18 protein-coding genes, 1 tRNA gene and 1 pseudogene are annotated in these 17,653 nt (G+C 63.3%); 10 read left to right on the top strand and 10 right to left on the bottom strand.

Annotated features, from left to right (window positions below):
* Window position 1 precedes the first annotated feature (1 nt).
* From ACZ9A3_RS04410 to lpdA, 3 genes are read left to right on the top strand one after another with little or no spacing between them, the layout of a single operon-like run.
* Window positions 2-1,060, top strand: coding sequence for an alpha-ketoacid dehydrogenase subunit beta (locus tag ACZ9A3_RS04410; RefSeq protein ID WP_258610088.1), 1,059 nt, complete (start codon window positions 2-4; stop codon window positions 1,058-1,060).
* Complete coding sequence (locus ACZ9A3_RS04405; protein WP_093385667.1) at window positions 1,061-2,332, top strand: dihydrolipoamide acetyltransferase family protein; 1,272 nt, start codon at window positions 1,061-1,063, stop codon at window positions 2,330-2,332.
* A gap of 2 nt (window positions 2,333-2,334) precedes the next feature.
* Complete coding sequence (gene lpdA, locus ACZ9A3_RS04400; RefSeq protein WP_093385671.1) at window positions 2,335-3,720, top strand: dihydrolipoyl dehydrogenase; 1,386 nt, start codon at window positions 2,335-2,337, stop codon at window positions 3,718-3,720.
* 55 nt (window positions 3,721-3,775) lie between these two features.
* Here the strand turns inward: lpdA and ACZ9A3_RS04395 are convergent, their stop codons facing one another.
* Window positions 3,776-4,789: a sensor domain-containing diguanylate cyclase gene (locus ACZ9A3_RS04395; RefSeq protein ID WP_045200204.1), complete on the bottom strand. Its 1,014-nt coding sequence runs from the start codon at window positions 4,787-4,789 to the stop codon at window positions 3,776-3,778.
* A gap of 237 nt (window positions 4,790-5,026) precedes the next feature.
* Here ACZ9A3_RS04395 and ACZ9A3_RS04390 point away from each other — a divergent pair, with 237 nt between their 5' ends.
* Window positions 5,027-5,620 (top strand): hypothetical protein, encoded by a 594-nt coding sequence (locus ACZ9A3_RS04390; RefSeq protein WP_176794287.1) that lies wholly within the window; start codon window positions 5,027-5,029, stop codon window positions 5,618-5,620.
* Here the strand turns inward: ACZ9A3_RS04390 and ACZ9A3_RS04385 are convergent.
* The gene (locus ACZ9A3_RS04385; RefSeq protein WP_093385675.1) at window positions 5,572-6,462 is read right to left on the bottom strand and encodes a LysR substrate-binding domain-containing protein; all 891 of its coding nucleotides are present in this window, start codon (window positions 6,460-6,462) and stop codon (window positions 5,572-5,574) included. The genes ACZ9A3_RS04390 and ACZ9A3_RS04385 overlap by 49 nt on opposite strands.
* A gap of 117 nt (window positions 6,463-6,579) precedes the next feature.
* Between ACZ9A3_RS04385 and ACZ9A3_RS04380 the strand changes: the two genes are divergently transcribed.
* Window positions 6,580-7,206 (top strand): glutathione S-transferase family protein, encoded by a 627-nt coding sequence (locus ACZ9A3_RS04380; RefSeq protein ID WP_093385680.1) that lies wholly within the window; start codon window positions 6,580-6,582, stop codon window positions 7,204-7,206.
* Between the two features lie 21 nt (window positions 7,207-7,227).
* Complete coding sequence (locus ACZ9A3_RS04375) at window positions 7,228-8,250, top strand: LLM class oxidoreductase (RefSeq protein WP_093385685.1); 1,023 nt, start codon at window positions 7,228-7,230, stop codon at window positions 8,248-8,250.
* A gap of 40 nt (window positions 8,251-8,290) precedes the next feature.
* On the opposite strand, the gene ACZ9A3_RS04370 is transcribed toward ACZ9A3_RS04375, so the two are convergent.
* Together ACZ9A3_RS04370 and ACZ9A3_RS04365 are read right to left on the bottom strand one after the other, a co-directional pair.
* Window positions 8,291-8,668, bottom strand: a complete 378-nt coding sequence (locus ACZ9A3_RS04370) for a cytochrome c (protein ID WP_258597015.1) — start codon at window positions 8,666-8,668, stop codon at window positions 8,291-8,293.
* Between the two features lie 91 nt (window positions 8,669-8,759).
* Window positions 8,760-8,836 (bottom strand) — tRNA-Arg (locus ACZ9A3_RS04365).
* 293 nt (window positions 8,837-9,129) lie between these two features.
* Between ACZ9A3_RS04365 and ACZ9A3_RS04360 the strand changes: the two genes are divergently transcribed.
* Window positions 9,130-9,327, top strand: a complete 198-nt coding sequence (locus tag ACZ9A3_RS04360; RefSeq protein ID WP_093385694.1) for a hypothetical protein — start codon at window positions 9,130-9,132, stop codon at window positions 9,325-9,327.
* Window positions 9,328-9,330: 3 nt separating this feature from the next.
* On the opposite strand, the gene phnN is transcribed toward ACZ9A3_RS04360, so the two are convergent.
* The gene (gene phnN, locus ACZ9A3_RS04355) at window positions 9,331-9,927 is read right to left on the bottom strand and encodes a phosphonate metabolism protein/1,5-bisphosphokinase (PRPP-forming) PhnN (protein WP_093385699.1); all 597 of its coding nucleotides are present in this window, start codon (window positions 9,925-9,927) and stop codon (window positions 9,331-9,333) included.
* Window positions 9,928-9,963: 36 nt separating this feature from the next.
* A complete protein-coding gene (locus ACZ9A3_RS04350) occupies window positions 9,964-10,155 on the bottom strand; it encodes a hypothetical protein (protein WP_082075482.1) in 192 nt (63 codons plus the stop codon).
* 114 nt (window positions 10,156-10,269) lie between these two features.
* Between ACZ9A3_RS04350 and ACZ9A3_RS04345 the strand changes: the two genes are divergently transcribed.
* Entirely contained in the window at window positions 10,270-10,596 is a 327-nt protein-coding gene (locus ACZ9A3_RS04345; protein WP_010226671.1) for an Arc family DNA-binding protein, read from the top strand.
* 59 nt (window positions 10,597-10,655) lie between these two features.
* Here ACZ9A3_RS04345 and ACZ9A3_RS04340 read toward each other — a convergent pair whose 3' ends face one another.
* The 3 genes and pseudogenes from ACZ9A3_RS04340 to fepB all read right to left on the bottom strand — a co-directional run bounded on the left by ACZ9A3_RS04340 (window position 10,656) and on the right by fepB (window position 13,652).
* A complete protein-coding gene (locus tag ACZ9A3_RS04340) occupies window positions 10,656-11,684 on the bottom strand; it encodes a FecCD family ABC transporter permease (protein WP_476252178.1) in 1,029 nt (342 codons plus the stop codon).
* Window positions 11,681-12,698 (bottom strand): annotated as a pseudogene (locus tag ACZ9A3_RS04335) (FecCD family ABC transporter permease). Before ACZ9A3_RS04335 ends, ACZ9A3_RS04340 begins: the two are co-directional and overlap by 4 nt.
* 27 nt (window positions 12,699-12,725) lie before the next feature.
* Window positions 12,726-13,652 (bottom strand): Fe2+-enterobactin ABC transporter substrate-binding protein, encoded by a 927-nt coding sequence (gene fepB, locus ACZ9A3_RS04330; protein ID WP_045200185.1) that lies wholly within the window; start codon window positions 13,650-13,652, stop codon window positions 12,726-12,728.
* A 157-nt stretch (window positions 13,653-13,809) separates the two neighbouring features.
* Between fepB and ACZ9A3_RS04325 the strand changes: the two genes are divergently transcribed.
* Complete coding sequence (locus tag ACZ9A3_RS04325) at window positions 13,810-14,604, top strand: ABC transporter ATP-binding protein (protein ID WP_045200183.1); 795 nt, start codon at window positions 13,810-13,812, stop codon at window positions 14,602-14,604.
* Here ACZ9A3_RS04325 and ACZ9A3_RS04320 read toward each other — a convergent pair.
* The gene (locus ACZ9A3_RS04320; RefSeq protein ID WP_093387648.1) at window positions 14,592-15,383 is read right to left on the bottom strand and encodes an IclR family transcriptional regulator; all 792 of its coding nucleotides are present in this window, start codon (window positions 15,381-15,383) and stop codon (window positions 14,592-14,594) included. The two genes, ACZ9A3_RS04325 and ACZ9A3_RS04320, sit on opposite strands and share 13 nt — an antisense overlap.
* Before the next feature lie 182 nt (window positions 15,384-15,565).
* On the opposite strand from ACZ9A3_RS04320, the gene ACZ9A3_RS04315 reads away from it, so the two are divergent.
* The gene (locus tag ACZ9A3_RS04315; protein WP_476252177.1) at window positions 15,566-17,653 is read left to right on the top strand and encodes a TonB-dependent receptor; all 2,088 of its coding nucleotides are present in this window, start codon (window positions 15,566-15,568) and stop codon (window positions 17,651-17,653) included.

Below are 17,653 nucleotides of genomic sequence, written 5' to 3'. Positions count from 1 at the left end.
CATGAACGATCACAACACTTCAATCCAGTTGGAAACCGCCATGGCGACCACCACCATGACCATGATCCAGGCCCTGCGCTCGGCCATGGACATCATGCTAGAGCGCGATGAAGACGTAGTCGTCTATGGCCAGGACGTCGGCTACTTCGGTGGCGTGTTCCGTTGCACCGAAGGCCTGCAGACCAAGTACGGCAAGTCGCGGGTGTTCGATGCACCGATCTCCGAAAGCGGCATCGTCGGCACCGCCGTGGGCATGGGTGCCTACGGCCTGCGCCCGGTGGTGGAAATCCAGTTCGCCGACTACTTCTACCCGGCCTCCGACCAGATCGTTTCGGAAATGGCCCGCCTGCGCTATCGCTCGGCCGGCGAGTTCGTCGCCCCGCTGACCCTGCGCATGCCTTGCGGTGGTGGTATCTACGGCGGCCAGACGCACAGCCAGAGCCCCGAGGCGATGTTCACCCAGGTCTGCGGCCTGCGCACCGTGATGCCGTCCAACCCCTATGACGCCAAGGGCCTGCTGATCGCCTCGATAGAGAACGACGACCCGGTGATTTTCCTCGAGCCCAAGCGCCTGTACAACGGCCCGTTCGACGGCCACCACGACCGCCCGGTAACGCCGTGGTCGAAACACCCGGCCAGCGCCGTGCCGGATGGCTACTACACCGTACCGCTGGACAAGGCGGCGATTACCCGCCCGGGCAAGGACGTCACCGTGCTGACCTACGGCACCACCGTCTATGTCTCGCAGGTGGCCGCTGAAGAAACCGGCGTCGATGCCGAAGTCATCGACCTGCGCAGCCTGTGGCCGCTGGACCTGGAAACCATCGTCGAGTCGGTGAAAAAGACCGGCCGCTGTGTGGTGGTGCATGAAGCCACGCGCACCTGCGGTTTTGGCGCCGAGCTGATCGCGCTGGTCCAGGAACATTGCTTCCATCACCTCGAAGCCCCGATCGAACGCGTCACCGGCTGGGATACCCCCTACCCGCACGCGCAGGAGTGGGCGTATTTCCCCGGCCCTTCACGAGTGGGCGCGGCATTGAAACGGGTCATGGAGGTCTGAATGGGCACGCACGTCATCAAGATGCCGGATATCGGTGAAGGTATCGCACAAGTTGAACTGGTGGAATGGTTCGTCAAAGTTGGCGACACCGTCACAGAAGATCAGGTCGTGGCCGATGTCATGACCGACAAGGCCACCGTCGAAATCCCTTCGCCGGTCAGCGGCAAGGTCCTGGCCCTGGGCGGCCAGCCCGGTGAAGTCATGGCGGTCGGCAGCGAGCTGATCCGCATCGAAGTAGAAGGCGCCGGCAACGTAGGAGCGGGCTTGCCCCGCGAAGAGGCCCCCGCAGTCACCGCCAAGGCCCCTGAACCCGAGCCGAAACCTGCTGCACCAGCACCCGTTGCTGCCCCCGCAGCCTCGGCCCACCAGCCCGCCGCCATCGTCCCGCGCCAAGCTCACGACCGCCCACTGGCCTCGCCTGCCGTGCGCAAGCGCGCGCTGGACGCTGGTATCGAGTTGCGCTACGTACACGGCAGCGGCCCGGCCGGGCGCATCCTGCACGACGACCTCGACGCCTTCCTGACGCAACCGGCCACCCGCACCCAGAGTGCCCCTGGCGGTTATGCCAAACGCAGCGACAGCGAGCAGATCCCGGTGATCGGCCTGCGCCGCAAGATCGCCCAACGCATGCAGGATGCCAAGCGCCGCGTCGCCCACTTCAGCTACGTCGAGGAAATCGACGTCACCGCCCTTGAAGAGCTGCGCCTGCACTTGAACAAGAAGTGGGGTGACAGCCGTGGCAAGCTGACCCTGCTGCCATTCCTGGTGCGCGCCATGGTCGTTGCCCTGCGCGAGTTCCCGCAGATCAACGCCACCTACGACGATGAAGGCCAGGTCATCACCCGCCACGGCGCAGTGCATGTCGGCATCGCCACCCAGGGCGACAACGGCCTGATGGTGCCGGTGCTGCGCCACGCCGAAGCCGGCAGCCTGTGGAGCAACGCCGGCGAGATCGTGCGCCTGGCCAATGCCGCCCGCGGCAACAAGGCCAGCCGTGAAGAACTGTCAGGCTCGACCATCACCCTGACCAGCCTCGGCGCCCTTGGCGGCATCGTCTCGACGCCGGTGGTCAACACCCCGGAAGTGGCGATTGTCGGGGTCAACCGCATGGTTGAACGGCCGATGGTCATCAATGGCCAGATCGTCATTCGCAAGATGATGAACCTCTCCAGCTCGTTCGATCACCGGGTGGTCGACGGCATGGACGCGGCACTCTTCATCCAGGCCATCCGCGGCCTGCTCGAACAACCTGCCAGCCTGTTTGTGGAGTGACCATGCAACAGACGCTCAACACTACCCTGCTGATCATCGGCGGCGGCCCCGGCGGCTACGTCGCCGCCATTCGCGCCGGCCAGCTGGGCATTCCCACGGTACTGGTCGAAGGCCAGGCCCTGGGTGGCACCTGCCTGAACATCGGCTGCATTCCGTCCAAGGCGCTGATTCACGTCGCCGAGCAGTTCCACCAGACCCAGCAGCACAGCCAGCAGTCGAACCTGGGCATCAAGGTCTCGCCACCGAGCCTGGACATCACCCAGAGCGTGGCCTGGAAAGACGGTATCGTCGATCGCCTGACCAGCGGCGTCGCCGCCCTGCTGAAAAAGCACGGGGTCAAGGTGATCCATGGCTGGGCAAAAATTCTCGACGGCAAGCACGTCGAGGTCGACGGCCAGCGCATCCAGTGCGAACACCTGTTGCTGGCCACCGGTTCCAGCAGCGTTGAACTGCCGATGCTGCCATTGGGCGGCCCGATCATCTCCTCCACTGAAGCTCTGGCCCCGAAAACCCTGCCCAAGCACCTGACCGTGGTCGGCGGTGGTTACATCGGCCTGGAGCTGGGCATCGCCTACCGCAAGCTCGGCGTCGAGGTCAGCGTGGTCGAAGCCCGCGAGCGCATCCTGCCGACCTACGACAGCGAACTGACCGCGCCGGTGGCCGAGTCGATCAAGAAGCTGGGGATCAAGCTCTACCTCAAGCACAGCGTCGAAGGCTTCGATGCCGGCCACCAGGCCTTGCAGGTGCGCACGCCCGAAGGCGAACTGCTGCAACTGAGCACCGACCAGGTGCTGGTCGCGGTCGGCCGCAAGCCACGTACCCAGGGCTTCAACCTGGAAAGCCTGGCGCTGAAGATGAACGGCTCGGCGGTGGCCATCGACGAGCAATGCCAGACCAGCATGCTCAACGTCTGGGCCATCGGCGATATCAGCGGTGAACCGATGCTCGCCCACCGGGCCATGGCCCAGGGTGAGATGGTTGCCGAACTCATTGCCGGCAAATCGCGGCGCTTCGAGCCGGCCGCGATTGCCGCGGTGTGCTTCACCGACCCGGAACTGGTGGTCGTCGGCAAGACCCCGGAACAGGTCGAGCAGGAGGGCCTGGACTGCATCGTCACGCAGTTCCCGTTCGCCGCCAACGGCCGGGCCATGACCCTGGAATCGAAAAGCGGCTTCGTGCGCGTGGTCGCCCGTCGTGACAACCACCTGATCCTTGGCTGGCAAGCGGTTGGCGTGGGCGTCTCGGAACTGTCCACAGCCTTTGCCCAGTCACTGGAGATGGGCGCTTGCCTGGAAGATGTGGCCGGTACCATCCACGCTCACCCGACCCTGGGTGAGGCGGTGCAGGAAGCGGCGCTACGCGCCCTGGGTCACGCCCTGCATCTGTAGACACTGAAGCGGCTGAGGCCGATTTGACCCGCTGCCCCGTGCAGCGGGTCCTTTTTCATTCACCGATCTCATCCTTGCCGGCCGCCTTGGCCCGGTACAGCGCCTGGTCCGCGCGGCCCAGCAATTGCGCTTGCCCTTCACCCTCCAGCCATTCGACCACGCCATAACTCATGGTCAGCAATCGCTCGCCCACCGGCGGCGCCTGCTCCAGCGCCTGGCGAATCTGCCGCGCCAGTTGCAATGCCTCTTCGCGCTGGGTGCCCGGCAGCACTGCCACGAACTCATCACCGCCCCAGCGTGCCAGCAAGTCACCGGCACGCAGGCAAACCTTGATCCGCTCAACCGATGCGATCAGCGCCTGGTCACCCTGGGCATGGCCATACTGATCGTTGATCGGCTTGAAGTCGTCGATATCCATGACAATCAGCGCCAGCGGCTGGCGAAACCGCCGTGCCCGCTCGCACTCTTGCTGCAGGACCTTTTCCAGGCGGTAACGGTTGGCCACCAAGGTCAGCGCATCGCGTTCGGCCAGGTCGCGGTTCTCGTCGAGCTGGCGCTGCAGTTGCTGGTTGACCCACGACAGCTCGCGGGTGCGCTCGGCGATCTGCGCTTCCAGCGACAGGTTTTCCAGCTGCAGTTGCTCGACCAGGCGCTTGCCATCGTCGATATTGCGATGAGCGCCGAGCATCCGCGCCACCGAACCATCCGGGTTGCGCTCAATGATGTGACCGCTGTCCTCGATCCACAGGAAGTTGCCGTCCTGGCAACGGCAACGGTACTCGATGCGGTACTGGTCGGAGCGGTCGCTGATGTAGTCCTCGAAATGGCTCATCACCCGCGGGTAGTCCTCGGGGTGGATCACGCCTTCCCAGGTCAGTACGGTGTTGTCCAGCGAGTGGCTGGGGTAGCCGAGCATCCGGTACCAGCCGGGGTTGCGGTAGACGTAGCCGGTATTGGCATTCCAGTCCCAGATACCGTCGCTGATCAGGTCCAGCAGGGTGTGCAACTGTTCTTCCCTGAAGTCGCCCAGCGGGGCCTTCAATGGTGGTGTGTCTGACGTTTGAGTCATGGACGATCTCCCTTGTCCAGGCAACTACGCCCCAGCCGGATGTTGGTGCTGCCGGTTTGAAATGACTTGCCGCTGACGGCAAGGGTTTACCTCTTCGGGGCAAAGCATGCGCCGATTCACCAGCCGCCGTACAGCGCCACCCCCTGAATATACTAGCGCGTAAGCCTGTCAGCAGAGCTGGCACAAGACTTGCCATCGATCGAAGGTCAACTTGCATCCATCAAGGAGAGTGATCAGGTGAGTAGCATCAATGCCCTCGGCGTCCACACGCCAGTCATCAACCCGACCCGTGGCGTGGCCGAAGCCGCCGCCGAACAGGCCCAGTTCCGCCCGCCGGTGCCAACCAGCAGTGCCAACCGCCAGCAGCAAAGCCAGGCCAACACCTCCCAGCAAAGTGCCGAAGACGCCCGCGAGGAAGCCTTCGCCAAGCTCAAGGTGCAACTGCAGAACCCCGACGTGGACATGCGCGAGCAAGCCACAATCAGCGCCAGCGAAACCGGCAAGAGCGCTGCCCAGCAATTTCGCGAGTACATGGCCCTGAGCCCGGCAGAGAAGATCAAGCTCAAGCTGCTCAATGAGCTGGGCATCAGCCAGGAAGAGTTCGAAGCCCTGCCGCCGGCGGAAAAGGACAAGATCGAGCGCAAGATTGCCGAGCAGATGAAAAAGCAGACCGAGCTTGAGTCGCTGGCCAGCCTGAACTCCGAACTGCAAGGCCCGGCGATGTCAGCCAAGCTGGTGGCCAACCTGACCGCCACCCAGGGCGGCAGCGATGACGCAAAGGATCAGGACCTGGCGTCAGCCTCGGCCCTGACCCAATCGGCGAAGGCCTGAACCTCGGGGCGCCGCAAGGCGTCCTGACGGCACACCAGGTAGTAGGCAAAACGCGCTGGCCAGGGTTTGTCGAGGGCCAGCTGCAGCTTGCCGCTGGCCAGGTCTTCAGCCGCGTGGGTGTCCTGCACCAGGGCGATGCCCTGGCCTGCAGCCGCGGCACGCAGTAACAGCAGGTCATCCTCGAAACTCGCACCGCGTGCTGCCCGCGGGTCCTCGGCAACGCCATGGGCCTGCAGCCAGAGCATCCAGTCGGCGCGATCGGCATCGTGCAACAACGGGTACTTCAGGCAATCGGCGGGCCGTTTTACGGCCGGCCCTTGGGCCAGCAACTGCGGGCTGGCCACCGGCAGCAAAACCGGCGCCATCAGGCGCACGGACTCCAGCCCCGGATACTGCCCCAGGCCATGGCGCAGGGCGACGTCAATGCGCTCGCGGTGAAAATCCACCAGCTTGGCCGAGGCCTCGACGCGCACTTCGATCTGCGGGTGCAAGGCGTTGAAGCGCCCTAAACGCGGCACCAGCCAGGAGGCGGCAAACGACGGTACGGTGCTGATGGTCAGAGCCTTGCCTGGCGCCAGTTGCTCCAGCAACGCCAGCGACGCCTCGATCTGATCGAATCCCCTGAGCAGCCCCGGGTACACCCGCGCACCGGCTTCGCTAAGGTGCACGCCATGGCGACCGCGCACGAACAGCACCACGCCCATGCGCTCCTCGAGCAGGCGCACCTGCTGGCTGACCGCCCCAGGCGTAACCCCCATGTGCGCCGCGGCGGCCTTGAGGCTGCCCAGCCGGGCCGCTTCAGTGAAGGCCCGCAATGCCAACAACGGTAGAACTGCGCCCATTTTCACCCTCTCCATGGTTTAGAAAAACTATCGTCAAAGCGCAGGATTGATCGTTTTTCAAGCAGCCCCGGCGCGCCTAGCATAGCCCGTCTCTGATCACTCCTGAAGAGAAAGCCCATGCCGCTAATTCTGTATAGCGATAGCTCACCTAATGGCTTCAAGATCACCATCGCCCTCGAAGAGCTGGGGCTGCCCTACACCCTCAAGCATGTACAGATCGACCATGGCGAGCATCGCCTGCCTGAGTTTCTCGCACTCAACCCTCATGGCCGCATTCCGGTGCTGGTTGATCCCGAGCGCGATATCACTCTGTTTGAGTCAGCGTCGATCCTTTTGTACCTGGCCGACAAGAGCGCACGCCTGCTGCCCGATTCCCCCCGTGAACGCTGGGCGGCCATCACCTGGTTGCAGTTTCACGCGGCGAGCATGGGGCCGATTTTGGGCCAGCGCGTGCATTTCGAACGGTTCGCCGAACAGCCCTGCCCCGAAGCCATCGCCCGCTACCGGCGCCTGAGCGAAGAGGTGTTCAGCACCCTCGACCAGCGCCTGACCGGCCGGCCCTGGCTGGCGGGCAGCAGTTACTCGATCGCCGACATTGCCACCTTCGGCTGGACCCATATCGCCCGGATCATCGACTTTGATTTCAGCCACTACCGACACCTGAGCGCCTGGCATGAACGCGTCAGTCAACGCCCTGCCGTGCAGCGCGGCATCCGCCTGCCCGCCCCCGCAACCGGCCCCTGAAGGACTAAAAGGAATTAATCGATGAACCCAACCCTGAACGGCGCCAGCGCCCACGCCTTCGCCCACCACCCTGGCTATCGACGCATGTTCGCCGCCGACCGCCTGACCCTGGGGATCTTCCTGCCGCTGCGCTTCTATCGCGGCGACATGGCCGTGCTCACTGGCCAGGCCGCGCTGGTCAGCGACATCGACCGCCTGGGCTTCGCCGGCGTCTGGGTGCGCGATGTGCCACTGTACGATCGGCACTTCGGCGATGCCGGCCAGCTGTTCGACCCCTTTGCCTACTTGAGCTACCTGGCCGCGCACACCCGGCGCATCGCCCTGGCCACGGGCAGCGCGATCTTCGCCTTGCGCCACCCGATCGACCTGGCCAAGGCCGCCTGCACCATCGACCAGCTGTCAGGCGGGCGCCTGGTGATGGGCATCGCTTCCGGGGATCGGCCGGTGGAGTTTCCCGCCTACGGTCTGGATCATGCCGAGCGCGGCGAACGCTTTGCCGAGGCCGTGAACTATTTCCGCCAACTGCTGCACAAGGGCGACCACCCGATTGAATCAACCCTCGGCCAAATGAGCGGCGCGCAACTGCTGCCCAAACCCGTTGGCAGCGCCATCCCGCTGCTGGTCACCGGCAGCTCGCGCCAATCCATGCAGTGGCTGGGCGAACAGGCCGATGGCTGGCTGACCTTTCCTGATGCGACTGAAAACATCCTCGGCCCCCGGCGCCTGGCCGAGAAAATCCGCGCCTGGCGCGACTGCATTCCCGGCGGCGGCTTTCGCCCGCACGTGACCAACGAGTGGATCGATCTGGACGCCAACCCCGATTTTCCGCGCACGGCGATGCAGGGCGGCTACGTGCTGAGGACCGGGCGCAAGGGGCTGATTGATCTGCTCGGGGAATGGCAGGATGCGGGGGTCAATCATGCGGCACTGGGCATTCAGTTTTGCCAGCGCCCGGCGGCGGAGGTGATTCAGGAGCTGGCAGAAGAAGTGCTGCCGTCATTTGCATCCCATGAAGGACCGTTGCCGTTGCGCCAGGATTGGTAGATCCCAGGCCGCAGCTGTTGCTGCGGCCTGACACCAGGCATCATCGAGTGTTGCCAATCACCGCACTCATGTATTGATTCAAATCGCGAAAATCCTGAACTCGCCAAGCGTACGGCGCCACCTTCACACCATTTTCTCGTAATGTCCTGGGGATCAAGTCGCCGTTGGGGCGAAGTATTACCGATGAGACGATAACGCCCGGGTAGTCTTTCAAGCGTTTCTTGAATGCCGAGGTGGTCAGATCAGGGGTGGGCGGGTTGCTTTTGTTCGCCAAGGGCCCGGTCCCCTTGATGTCTGCCCCATGGCACATGGCGCATCGTTGCAAAAAGAGCTGTTTGCCATTGGCATTATCCGCCAGGGACGTGGATGCCTGAATCAACGATAGAATCCCGAGCGCAGCGATGATTAGTCTTTTCATTTTCAGGGCTTTATTGACTCTTCATGCAGCTGCGCCGTTGCCACAAAGAAACGCAGCAGTCAGAAGAATGGCCAGAGAGGCGAAAGTGAGATGGTGTCCCAGGGCAGGTTCGAACTGCCAACCTTCCCCTTAGGAGGGGGATGCTCTATCCAATTGAGCTACTGAGACACAGAGCCGGCAACGGGCGTCGCGCGGCAAGGACGGCGTGCATGTTAACCAGCAGGCCGGCATTTGTCATGTCATCCGTGGGGCTTTTTGCCTGTGGGTTTTTCAACGGATCGTGCAATCTGCAATGAGGCAGTCAGCCATCATTGCAGATTGCACGCAAAAGCGCACAAAAAACCAGCTTAACCCTCTGATTTTAAAGGGTAAATCACGATAAAGAGGCTGGCATGCAGTGTGCATTGTCTAGTTCATGACACGTGGCTCGGGGCCCAGCCCCGCCTTTGCGGAGTATGTCCATGAACAGCACCCTGTTTCTGCTCAATGCCCTGGCCCTGGCCGCCCTGGTTAGCCTGGTCGTGCAACCCGACAGCATCGCCACTGCGGCACAAGCCCATGCGGCACCGGCGATGAAAGCGCAACTGGCCGTGTTCGGCGCACAGGCTGCGCAAGTGCAAAGCGCACCGCTTGCAAGCAGCGAACGGCTGGCGTTCTAGGCTTCAACCCAGGCCAGGCACACCCTGTTCGCGCAACAGCCCAAGCAAGCGCTGCACCGCCTCGTCCAGCGAGCTGGAGTTGTCCAGCACTTGCACCTCGCCTTCTTCTACCCTCACCTGCTGCGCCCGCGCCAGGCGCTGTTCGATGTCTTGCGCAGTTTCCCGGCCGCGATCCAGCAGGCGCTGGCGCAGTACGTGATGGTCGACCCGCAGCAGCACCGGCAACAGGTCGGGATAGCGTTCACGCGCCTGCTGCAGATGCGCGCGCGAGCCATTGACCAAAACCGCGTGCCCTGCAGCCAGCCAGTCATCGATTTGCACCGGTATGCCATAGGCCAGGCCATTGGCCTGCCACTGCAGGGCAAAGGCGCCCTCGGCGCTCAGGCGCTGGAACTCTTCGAGGGAAACACCGACGGCGTCTTCACCCTTGGCCTCGGCCGAGCGGGTGATCACCCGCCGGGCGATGTGCACGTTCAGGCGCTGCAATTCAGCGCGCGCTGCATCGATAAGGGAATCTTTTCCGGCCCCCGAGGGTCCCATCAGGTACACCAGGCGACCCGGGTTCGCTGTACGCCGCGTCGCGCTTGCGTCATGCTGCATAGCCACTATGCTCAATTGTAGGAAAGCACGCGCATTCTAGACGCTTTCCATGGCCTTTTCTGCCTGATGCATGGCGTTGTCGACGAAGGTCTGCAGGCGCGGAAAAAGAGAAAATGAAAACTTTTCAAACCAGTACTCATTTCTGATAATTGGTACTGGCAAAACGCCTTTATCCGGTTCAATATTTGTCACAGAATTGACGCCAAGGAACCGGCGATAATGAGGCATGATTCACGCCTCATTCACAATTCAGGTTGAACATTTTGACGCCGGGATGGTCGTAGTGACATCGTGCGGCCAATTTCGAGAACCGCTTCCCCCTGAACTAAACCGGTCAATTATATGCGCCCAATGAAACAGGCTATTTACTCAAGCCGCACCGCTGACAAATTCGTCGTCCGCCTCCCCGACGGAATGCGTGAGCGCATTGCCGAGGTAGCGCGCAACCACCACCGCAGCATGAACTCGGAAATCATCGCTCGCCTGGAGCAGAGCCTTATTCAGGAAGGTGCGCTGGGTGAAGAACTGAGCATGCGTCTGGACAGCCCGGAACTGTCCCTGCACGAACGCGAACTGCTGCAACGTTTCCGCCAGCTTTCCCATCGCCAGCAAAACGCGCTGGTGTCGTTGATTGCCCATGACGCCGAGATGGCAGCTGACGCTTCCTGATTGCGTGGCTCAATCACTCAAGGCCAATGCCCGTGCATTGGCCTTTTTTATTGCCTGGCTCAAACCCGCCTGCTGCGCGACAACAACCACAGCAGATAGAAACCACCGAGCAAACCCGTGGTCAGGCCAATGGGCAGGTTGAGATTGAAGGCCAGGCGCTGACTGATCAGGTCGGCCACCAGCAACAACACCGCGCCCATCAACGCGCCAGACAACAGCGGCACTTCTGGTGCAGCGGTCAGCCGCCTGGCCAGTTGCGGGGAAGCCAGGGCGACAAAGGCGATGGGGCCCGCTGCCGCCGTGGCAATCGCGGTCAAGCCCACAGCCGCCAATACCATGATCAGCCGCGTACGCTGCGGGGCAATGCCGAGCTGACTGGCGCTGTCATCGCCCATTTCCAACAGGTCGATGTGTCGCGCATGGCCAATCACCACGGGCACGATGGCGATGAAACCCAGTGCTGCTGGCAGCACGTGAGACCAGGTCCGGGTGTTGAGCGAGCCGGCCAGCCAGATTTGCGCCGACATCGCCCGGTCAAGGTCGCCCATCACCAGCAGTACGGTGTTGAGCCCCGAGAGCATCGCCCCCACGCCAATCCCCACCAGCACCAGGCGATAGCCACCAGTGCTGCGCCCGCGCATCGACAGCACGAACACCAGCAAGGCCGTGCCCACCCCCGCCAGCACCGCCGCCAGCGAGGTACCCAGGGGGCCGGCATCAAACAGGATGATCTGCACGATGGCACCGCTGGCAGCGCCGGTGGTAAAGCCGATGATATCCGGTGAGCCGAGGGCGTTGCGCGAGATCGACTGGAAAATTGAACCGGCCATGCCCAGCGCGCCGCCGACCAGCAGCGCCGTCAGTACCCGCGGCAAGCGAACCCGTTGAACGATCCGCTCGGCGGTCGGGTTGCCACCACCTGCGAACAGGCTGTCAAACACCTGACCTGGTGTCAGCGCCAACGAACCTACGCCCAGCAACATGATCGCCAGCCCTGCTGCCAGCAGCGCCAACAGCGCACACACCACCGCAACCCGAGGCCGCCAACGCAACGAGTAATTGCCCAGGCGCAGCACCGCACCCGTCATGACCGACTCATCCGGAACCTGCGCACGATGACGATGAAGAACGGCCCGCCGATCAACAGGGCAATGATCCCGGCCGCGACTTCCGCTGGCGCCGCCACGACCCTACCGATCACATCGGCGCCCAGCAGCAGGATCGCCGCCAACAACCCGGCATACGGCAGGATCCAGCGGTAATCAGGCCCCACCAGCCGCCGGGCCAGGTGCGGCGCGAGCAGGCCGACGAAACCAATCGGCCCGGCCGCCGCTGTTGCTGCCCCGGCCAGCAACATCACTGCCAGGCACGCGAGCAGCCAGGTGGCGCGAAGATTGACGCCGAGCGCCTGGCCAAGATCCGCGCCCAGGGCCATGGCATTGAGGTTGCCGACCATGGCGATGGCCAGCGCCAGCCCGACTGCAACGACCACCGCCAGCACGCCAAGGGTCTGCAAGCCGCTGCCTTCGACCGAGCCTGCCGACCATTTGCGAAAACTGTCGAATACCTCAAGGGGAGCATTGAGCAGGATGATGCCAGTGATCGACACCAGCATCACCGACAAGCCTGCCCCAGCCAGCACCAGGCGCACCGGATTGGTCCCGGTTTCGTGGGCCTGGCCCAGGACGAACACGGCAACCCCGGCCAGCCCGGCGCCGGCAAAGGCAAAGCCGACATACTCGACAATGCTCACCAGCTTGAACAGGGTGACAGCGATGATCACTGCCAGCGCCCGCACCGGCGTTGATGCCCAGCAGCCCGGGTTCGGCCAGCGGGTTACGCGTCAGCGCCTGCATCAGCGCCCCGGCCACGCCCAGGGCCAGGCCTGCGAGAATCGCCACCAGAGTGCGCGGAACACGCAGTTCGCGAATCACCAGATGCTGATTGTTCTGTGGGTCATACGCCCAGAAGGCATCGGCGATTTCGCCAAGAGCGATGCTGCGCGAACCGATCAGCAAGCTGCAGGCGGCGACCAGCGCAAGCACGCCCAGGCCGCACAGCAGCCCCGATGAGCGCATGCGCCGTTGGCGATTGAAAACCATGGCGGGCAACACGGCAGTCGCCATGACTCAGCGCAGGTGCCGGGCGACGGTATCGATCATCTGCCGGCCAGAGTAGTAGTCGATACGAAACGAAGTCGGGCCCAGCGCGTAGACCTTTTTCTGCACCACCGCCGGCAGGTTGGCCAGCAGCGGGTCGGCAACAAACGCCTGTACATCGGCATCGGTGCCACCCAGCAGGAACACGCTTTCACCGGTGATCGCAGCCGAAAGGTTTTCGCGGGAAATGAACTCGAAGTCGACGGCGCGAGTGACCTCACCGCTCATGGCCGGCGGCAGGCTCGCGACCTTGATCCCCAGCGCGGTGAACAAGCGGGCCTGCGGGCTGGAAGCACGGCCAACAGAATAACTGCCACCAATGTTGTAGCCGACGATACTCACCCCGCCCACGGGCGCTTTGATCGTGGCAGCGGCGCGTGCGGTGTAGTCGTCAAAATCCTTGATCGCCGCCGCTGCCTGCGCCTGCAGCCCCGCCGCCTGACCAAGGCGGGTAGCGATCTGTTGCCAGCTCTGGTTCGAATAATTGACCACGACGGTGGCGATGCCCTGGGCCTCAAGCTCGGCCTGGTGCTGGACGACGCTATCGGCGCCAGTGGCAACCAGTACCAGCAGGTCGGGATTGACGCCGATCACCGACTCGATATCGAACACCAGGTTGGGGTACAGCACCTCGACTTTGCGCTGATCCGCAACCGCCGCCCACTGGCTGAAAAAGCCCTTGCTGTCGGTCATCCGGCTCGGCGTGGTGGCCGCGCTGGCAACCAGTGGCGCCTCCATGGCCAGCAAGATGCCGGTGACACTCGGCGAAGTCGAAGCAATGCGCAGCGGTTTGGCGGGCTCGCTGGCGGCGCTTGCCGGGCTCGGCCCAACGGCGCTGCAGGCAAGCAGGATCAGCGCCGCAACAGCAAGCATTGGCGCGAAGGTGAGCTTTTTCATCGGCAATCGGTCTTTTGCTACAAGGGCGGCAGGAAGGGTTCGAGAACGGGCACAGGCTCGTCTAAACGTGGATGCGATGCAATCGCATTCCATATTGCAGAATTAATTCTGCACATGCAATACTCGCCGCCGAGCTGCCAGCAAGGAAAGGCTACCCATGACGCATCGCCTGCATGCTGACGCCGTGACGCTGCGTTACGATCAGCGCACCATCTCCAGCGACCTCTCCATCGCCATTCCCGACGGCTCTTTCACGGTGATCGTCGGGCCCAATGCCTGCGGAAAATCCACTCTGCTTCGAGCCTTGTCGCGGCTGCTGGCCCCAGCCCATGGTCGTGTGGTGCTCGACGGCAAAAGCATCACCGCGCTTGCGGCCAAAGAGGTTGCCCGGCGCCTCGGCCTGCTGCCGCAAAGCGCCACGGCCCCGGAAGGCATCACGGTCGCCGACCTGGTGGCTCGCGGGCGCTTCCCCCATCAGTCGTTCTTGCGCCAATGGTCGCCAGCCGATGAGCAGGCGGTCAACGCCGCCATGGCCGCCACCCAGGTCAGCGCGCTGGCCGAGCGGGCGCTGGACGAGCTGTCCGGTGGCCAGCGCCAGCGGGTCTGGATTGCCATGGTGCTGGCGCAGGAAACACCGATCCTGCTGCTCGATGAACCGACCACCTTTCTCGACATCGCCCACCAGATCGAATTGCTCGAACTGCTCAGCGATCTCAATCGCCAGGGCCGAACCATCGTGGCGGTGCTGCACGATCTTAACCAGGCCTGCCGCTATGCCACGCACCTGATCGCCATGCGCGATGGCGCGGTGCTGGCCGAGGGCGCGCCCGGGGCGATTTTCACCGAGGCGCTGGTGCAAGAGGTATTCGGCCTGCCGGCGGTGATCATTGCTGACCCCGTCAGCGGCACGCCGCTGGTGGTGCCCAAGGGTCGCCAGGCTCAACCGCGCTGATCGAAAATCCGCCCGCCGGTGGCCTGGTTGACCAGGCCGGCTTCGCGGTGCAGGGCGTCGCGATCCTCTGCTGACTTGAGCTGGCCAAGGTCAGTGACCGTGGTCATTACGCAGGCGATTTCCTGCTGCGCATCGAACACCGGCGCCGCCTGGCCGGTGACGTTCGAGAGCAGATGGCTGGTCAGCTCGGCCCAACGGCCATTACGCACCTGATCGAGCAGCGCCTTGTTAGGCGGCGTGCCACGAAAATGCGCGGGCTGCTGCTTGCGCGCGGCATCGATCACAGCTTTGGGCAGGAAGGCCTGGAACACCAGGCCGCACGCGGTGTTGTCGATCGGCAGGATGTCGCCCAGGGCCAGCGGGTTGATCGAGAAGTAGGCGCTGCGGTACCAGCGCACCAGGGTCGGGCCGCGGTCGGTCCAGATCGCCACCCCGCCGCTGGCGGCATGCTGTTGGGCCAGGGTCTTCATGTGCTGGGCGGCAATATCCACCGCATCGACGCGCTTCAAGGCGCTGATGCCGATGTTCAGCGCTGCCGGCCCCAGGTCGTAGAGGCCGCTGGCCGGGTCCTGCTTGGCCAGGCCTTCCTTGACCAGGCTCTGCAGGTATCGATGGGCGGTCGAGCCACCGGTCGCGGTGCGCCTGGCAACCTCCCCCAGCGCCAACTCACTCTCGGCATTGGCCAGTACCTGGAGAAAACGCACCGCAATCGACACCGACTGAATAGTGCCGGAGCGCTTTTCCGGGGCTGCTTGCGCCTCTTCGTCCAGGGCGGTCATCTCGTTGCTCAATTCTTCGCTCTCCTCGCCGGCGCGCACGGTCGCGCTTGTTGGCGGCCATGATACCGATTCCCTGAACCCGCACCTATTGCCATTTTGTGGAATGAATTCTTTATTGAGGAACGCAATAGCACCGTGCTACCCTCGAACGGGAAAGAGGATCATTCTCATTTGGGGGCATCTTGAAGGCACATCCACATCGCACACTGCGCCAAGGCTTTAGTGTGTTCACACTCTCGACATTGCTGGCTTCGCCCTACGCATTCGGGCAACCCGAGGTTAATGGCGGCAAGCCAGGCATTGTTTTCGAGCCGATCATCGTCACCGGTGAAAAGCTCGAACGCGAACTCAAGGACACCGCCTCCTCCGTGTCGATCAAGACCGCCAAGGAGATCGACAAGGAAAAGACCGGCAGCGCCTCGGTGGCCGAAGTACTCAATGATGTGCCCAACGTGATCTACACCGACTCGGTCGGCGCGCCGATCATCCGCGGCCAGGACACCCAGGGCCCGAACAACGGCCAGAACGTGTTCTGGGGCGGCACCGTGCCACGGGCGACAATCAACCTTGACGGCCATTACCTGAATTACAACGAGATGTTCTTCGGCGCCACCTCGGTCTGGGATATCGACAGCATCGAAGTGTTCCGCGGCCCGCAGACCACCTCGCAAGGGGCCAACGCGATTGCCGGTGCGATCATCGTCAACACCAAGGATCCGACCTTCACTCCCGAATCTGCCTACCAGACCGAGGTCGGCAGTTATGACGCCAAGCGCAGCTCGGTGGCTGTTTCCGGCCCGTTGATGGGCAACGAACTGGCCGGCCGCCTGGCGGTGGACTACTCGGCTCGCGACACTTTCATCGATTACGACAACCCGAAGTTCCAGCGCGGCAAGGCCGACCAGAACTTCCGCGCCGTCACCGCCCGGGCCAAGCTGCTGTGGGTGCCCGAGTCGCTGCCGGGCCTTGAGGCCAAGTACACCTTCGCGCACAACGACAGCAACCGTCCGAGCCAGGAGGCCGCCTCGGCGCCCTTGCACAAGCTCGACCACGACACCACCACCATGCCCAGCTGGGAGCAGGACACCAACACCAGCGTGGTGGATGTCAGCTACGACTTCGACAACGGCATCAAACTGTTCAACCAGGCGCAATACTCGCTGTCCAACGTGCAGCGGTTCACCGGCATCGCCGGCGAAGGCGACGCCGATATCAAGCAGAAAAACGCCTCCAACGAATCGCGCATCACCTTCGGCGACGCCCTGGATACCCTAAGCGGCATGGGTGGCATCTACTACGCCCACACCAAGACCGACGAAACCCTGAACCTGCGCGGGCTCTCGGCCTTCGATGACACCAAGGAGAACCTCGGCATCTTCGGCGAACTCAGCTACCGCCTGAGTGAGCGCTGGACCCTGAGCACCGGCCTGCGCTTTCAGCAGGATCACATCGAGCGCCAGGGCAATTCGGTGCTGGCACCGACGGCACTGGACTACGAGAAAACCTTCTCCGCCCTGCTGCCCAAGGTCTCGCTGGCTTACGCAGCGACGCCGGACTGGACCGTCGGCGCCCTGGTCAGCCGCGGTTACAATCCCGGTGGCGTGTCGCTCAATCTGACCACCCGGCAATGGGCGTACTTCAAGGAAGAGTCGATCTGGAACTATGAGCTGTTCAGCCGCGCCAACCTGCTCGACGACCGCCTGATCCTCAGCAGCAACCTGTTCTATATGGACTTCAAGGACGCTCAGTACAACATCCCAGTGGTGATTTCCCCGGGTGTCGCCCAGTCCTACACCATCAACGCCGAAAAGGCCCACGCCTATGGCCTGGAGCTGAGCGCCGACTACCGTGTGCTCGACAACCTGACCCTCAAGGCCAGTGCCGGCGCCTTGCGTACACGCATCGACAAGATCTCCAGCAACGCCGACTACCAGGCCAACGAGTTTGCCCGCTCCCCCGGTTACACCCTGAGCGTTGGCCCGAGCTGGGACATCACCGACAAACTCAACCTCAACGTCCAGGTCCGTCACCTGGATGGCTATTACTCCGACACCGCCAACACCTCGTCCTACTCGGTGAAGCCCTACACCCTCACCGATGCGCGGATGAGTTACCAGTTCAACAAGCAGGTGCAGCTGTACGGCTACGTGAAGAACGTGTTCGACGACCGCTCGCCCACCTATATGCAGCAGAACCGCGGCATCGGCGGCACCGAGGCGAGCATGACCCTGCCGCGCATGGTCGGCGTCGGCGTCAAGGGCGCGTTCTGA

The sequence above is a fragment of the Pseudomonas sp. TE4620 genome (assembly GCF_056279045.1).
Note: the sequence above shows the minus strand (reverse complement) of the source record. Positions and strands in the feature narration are given on the sequence as shown.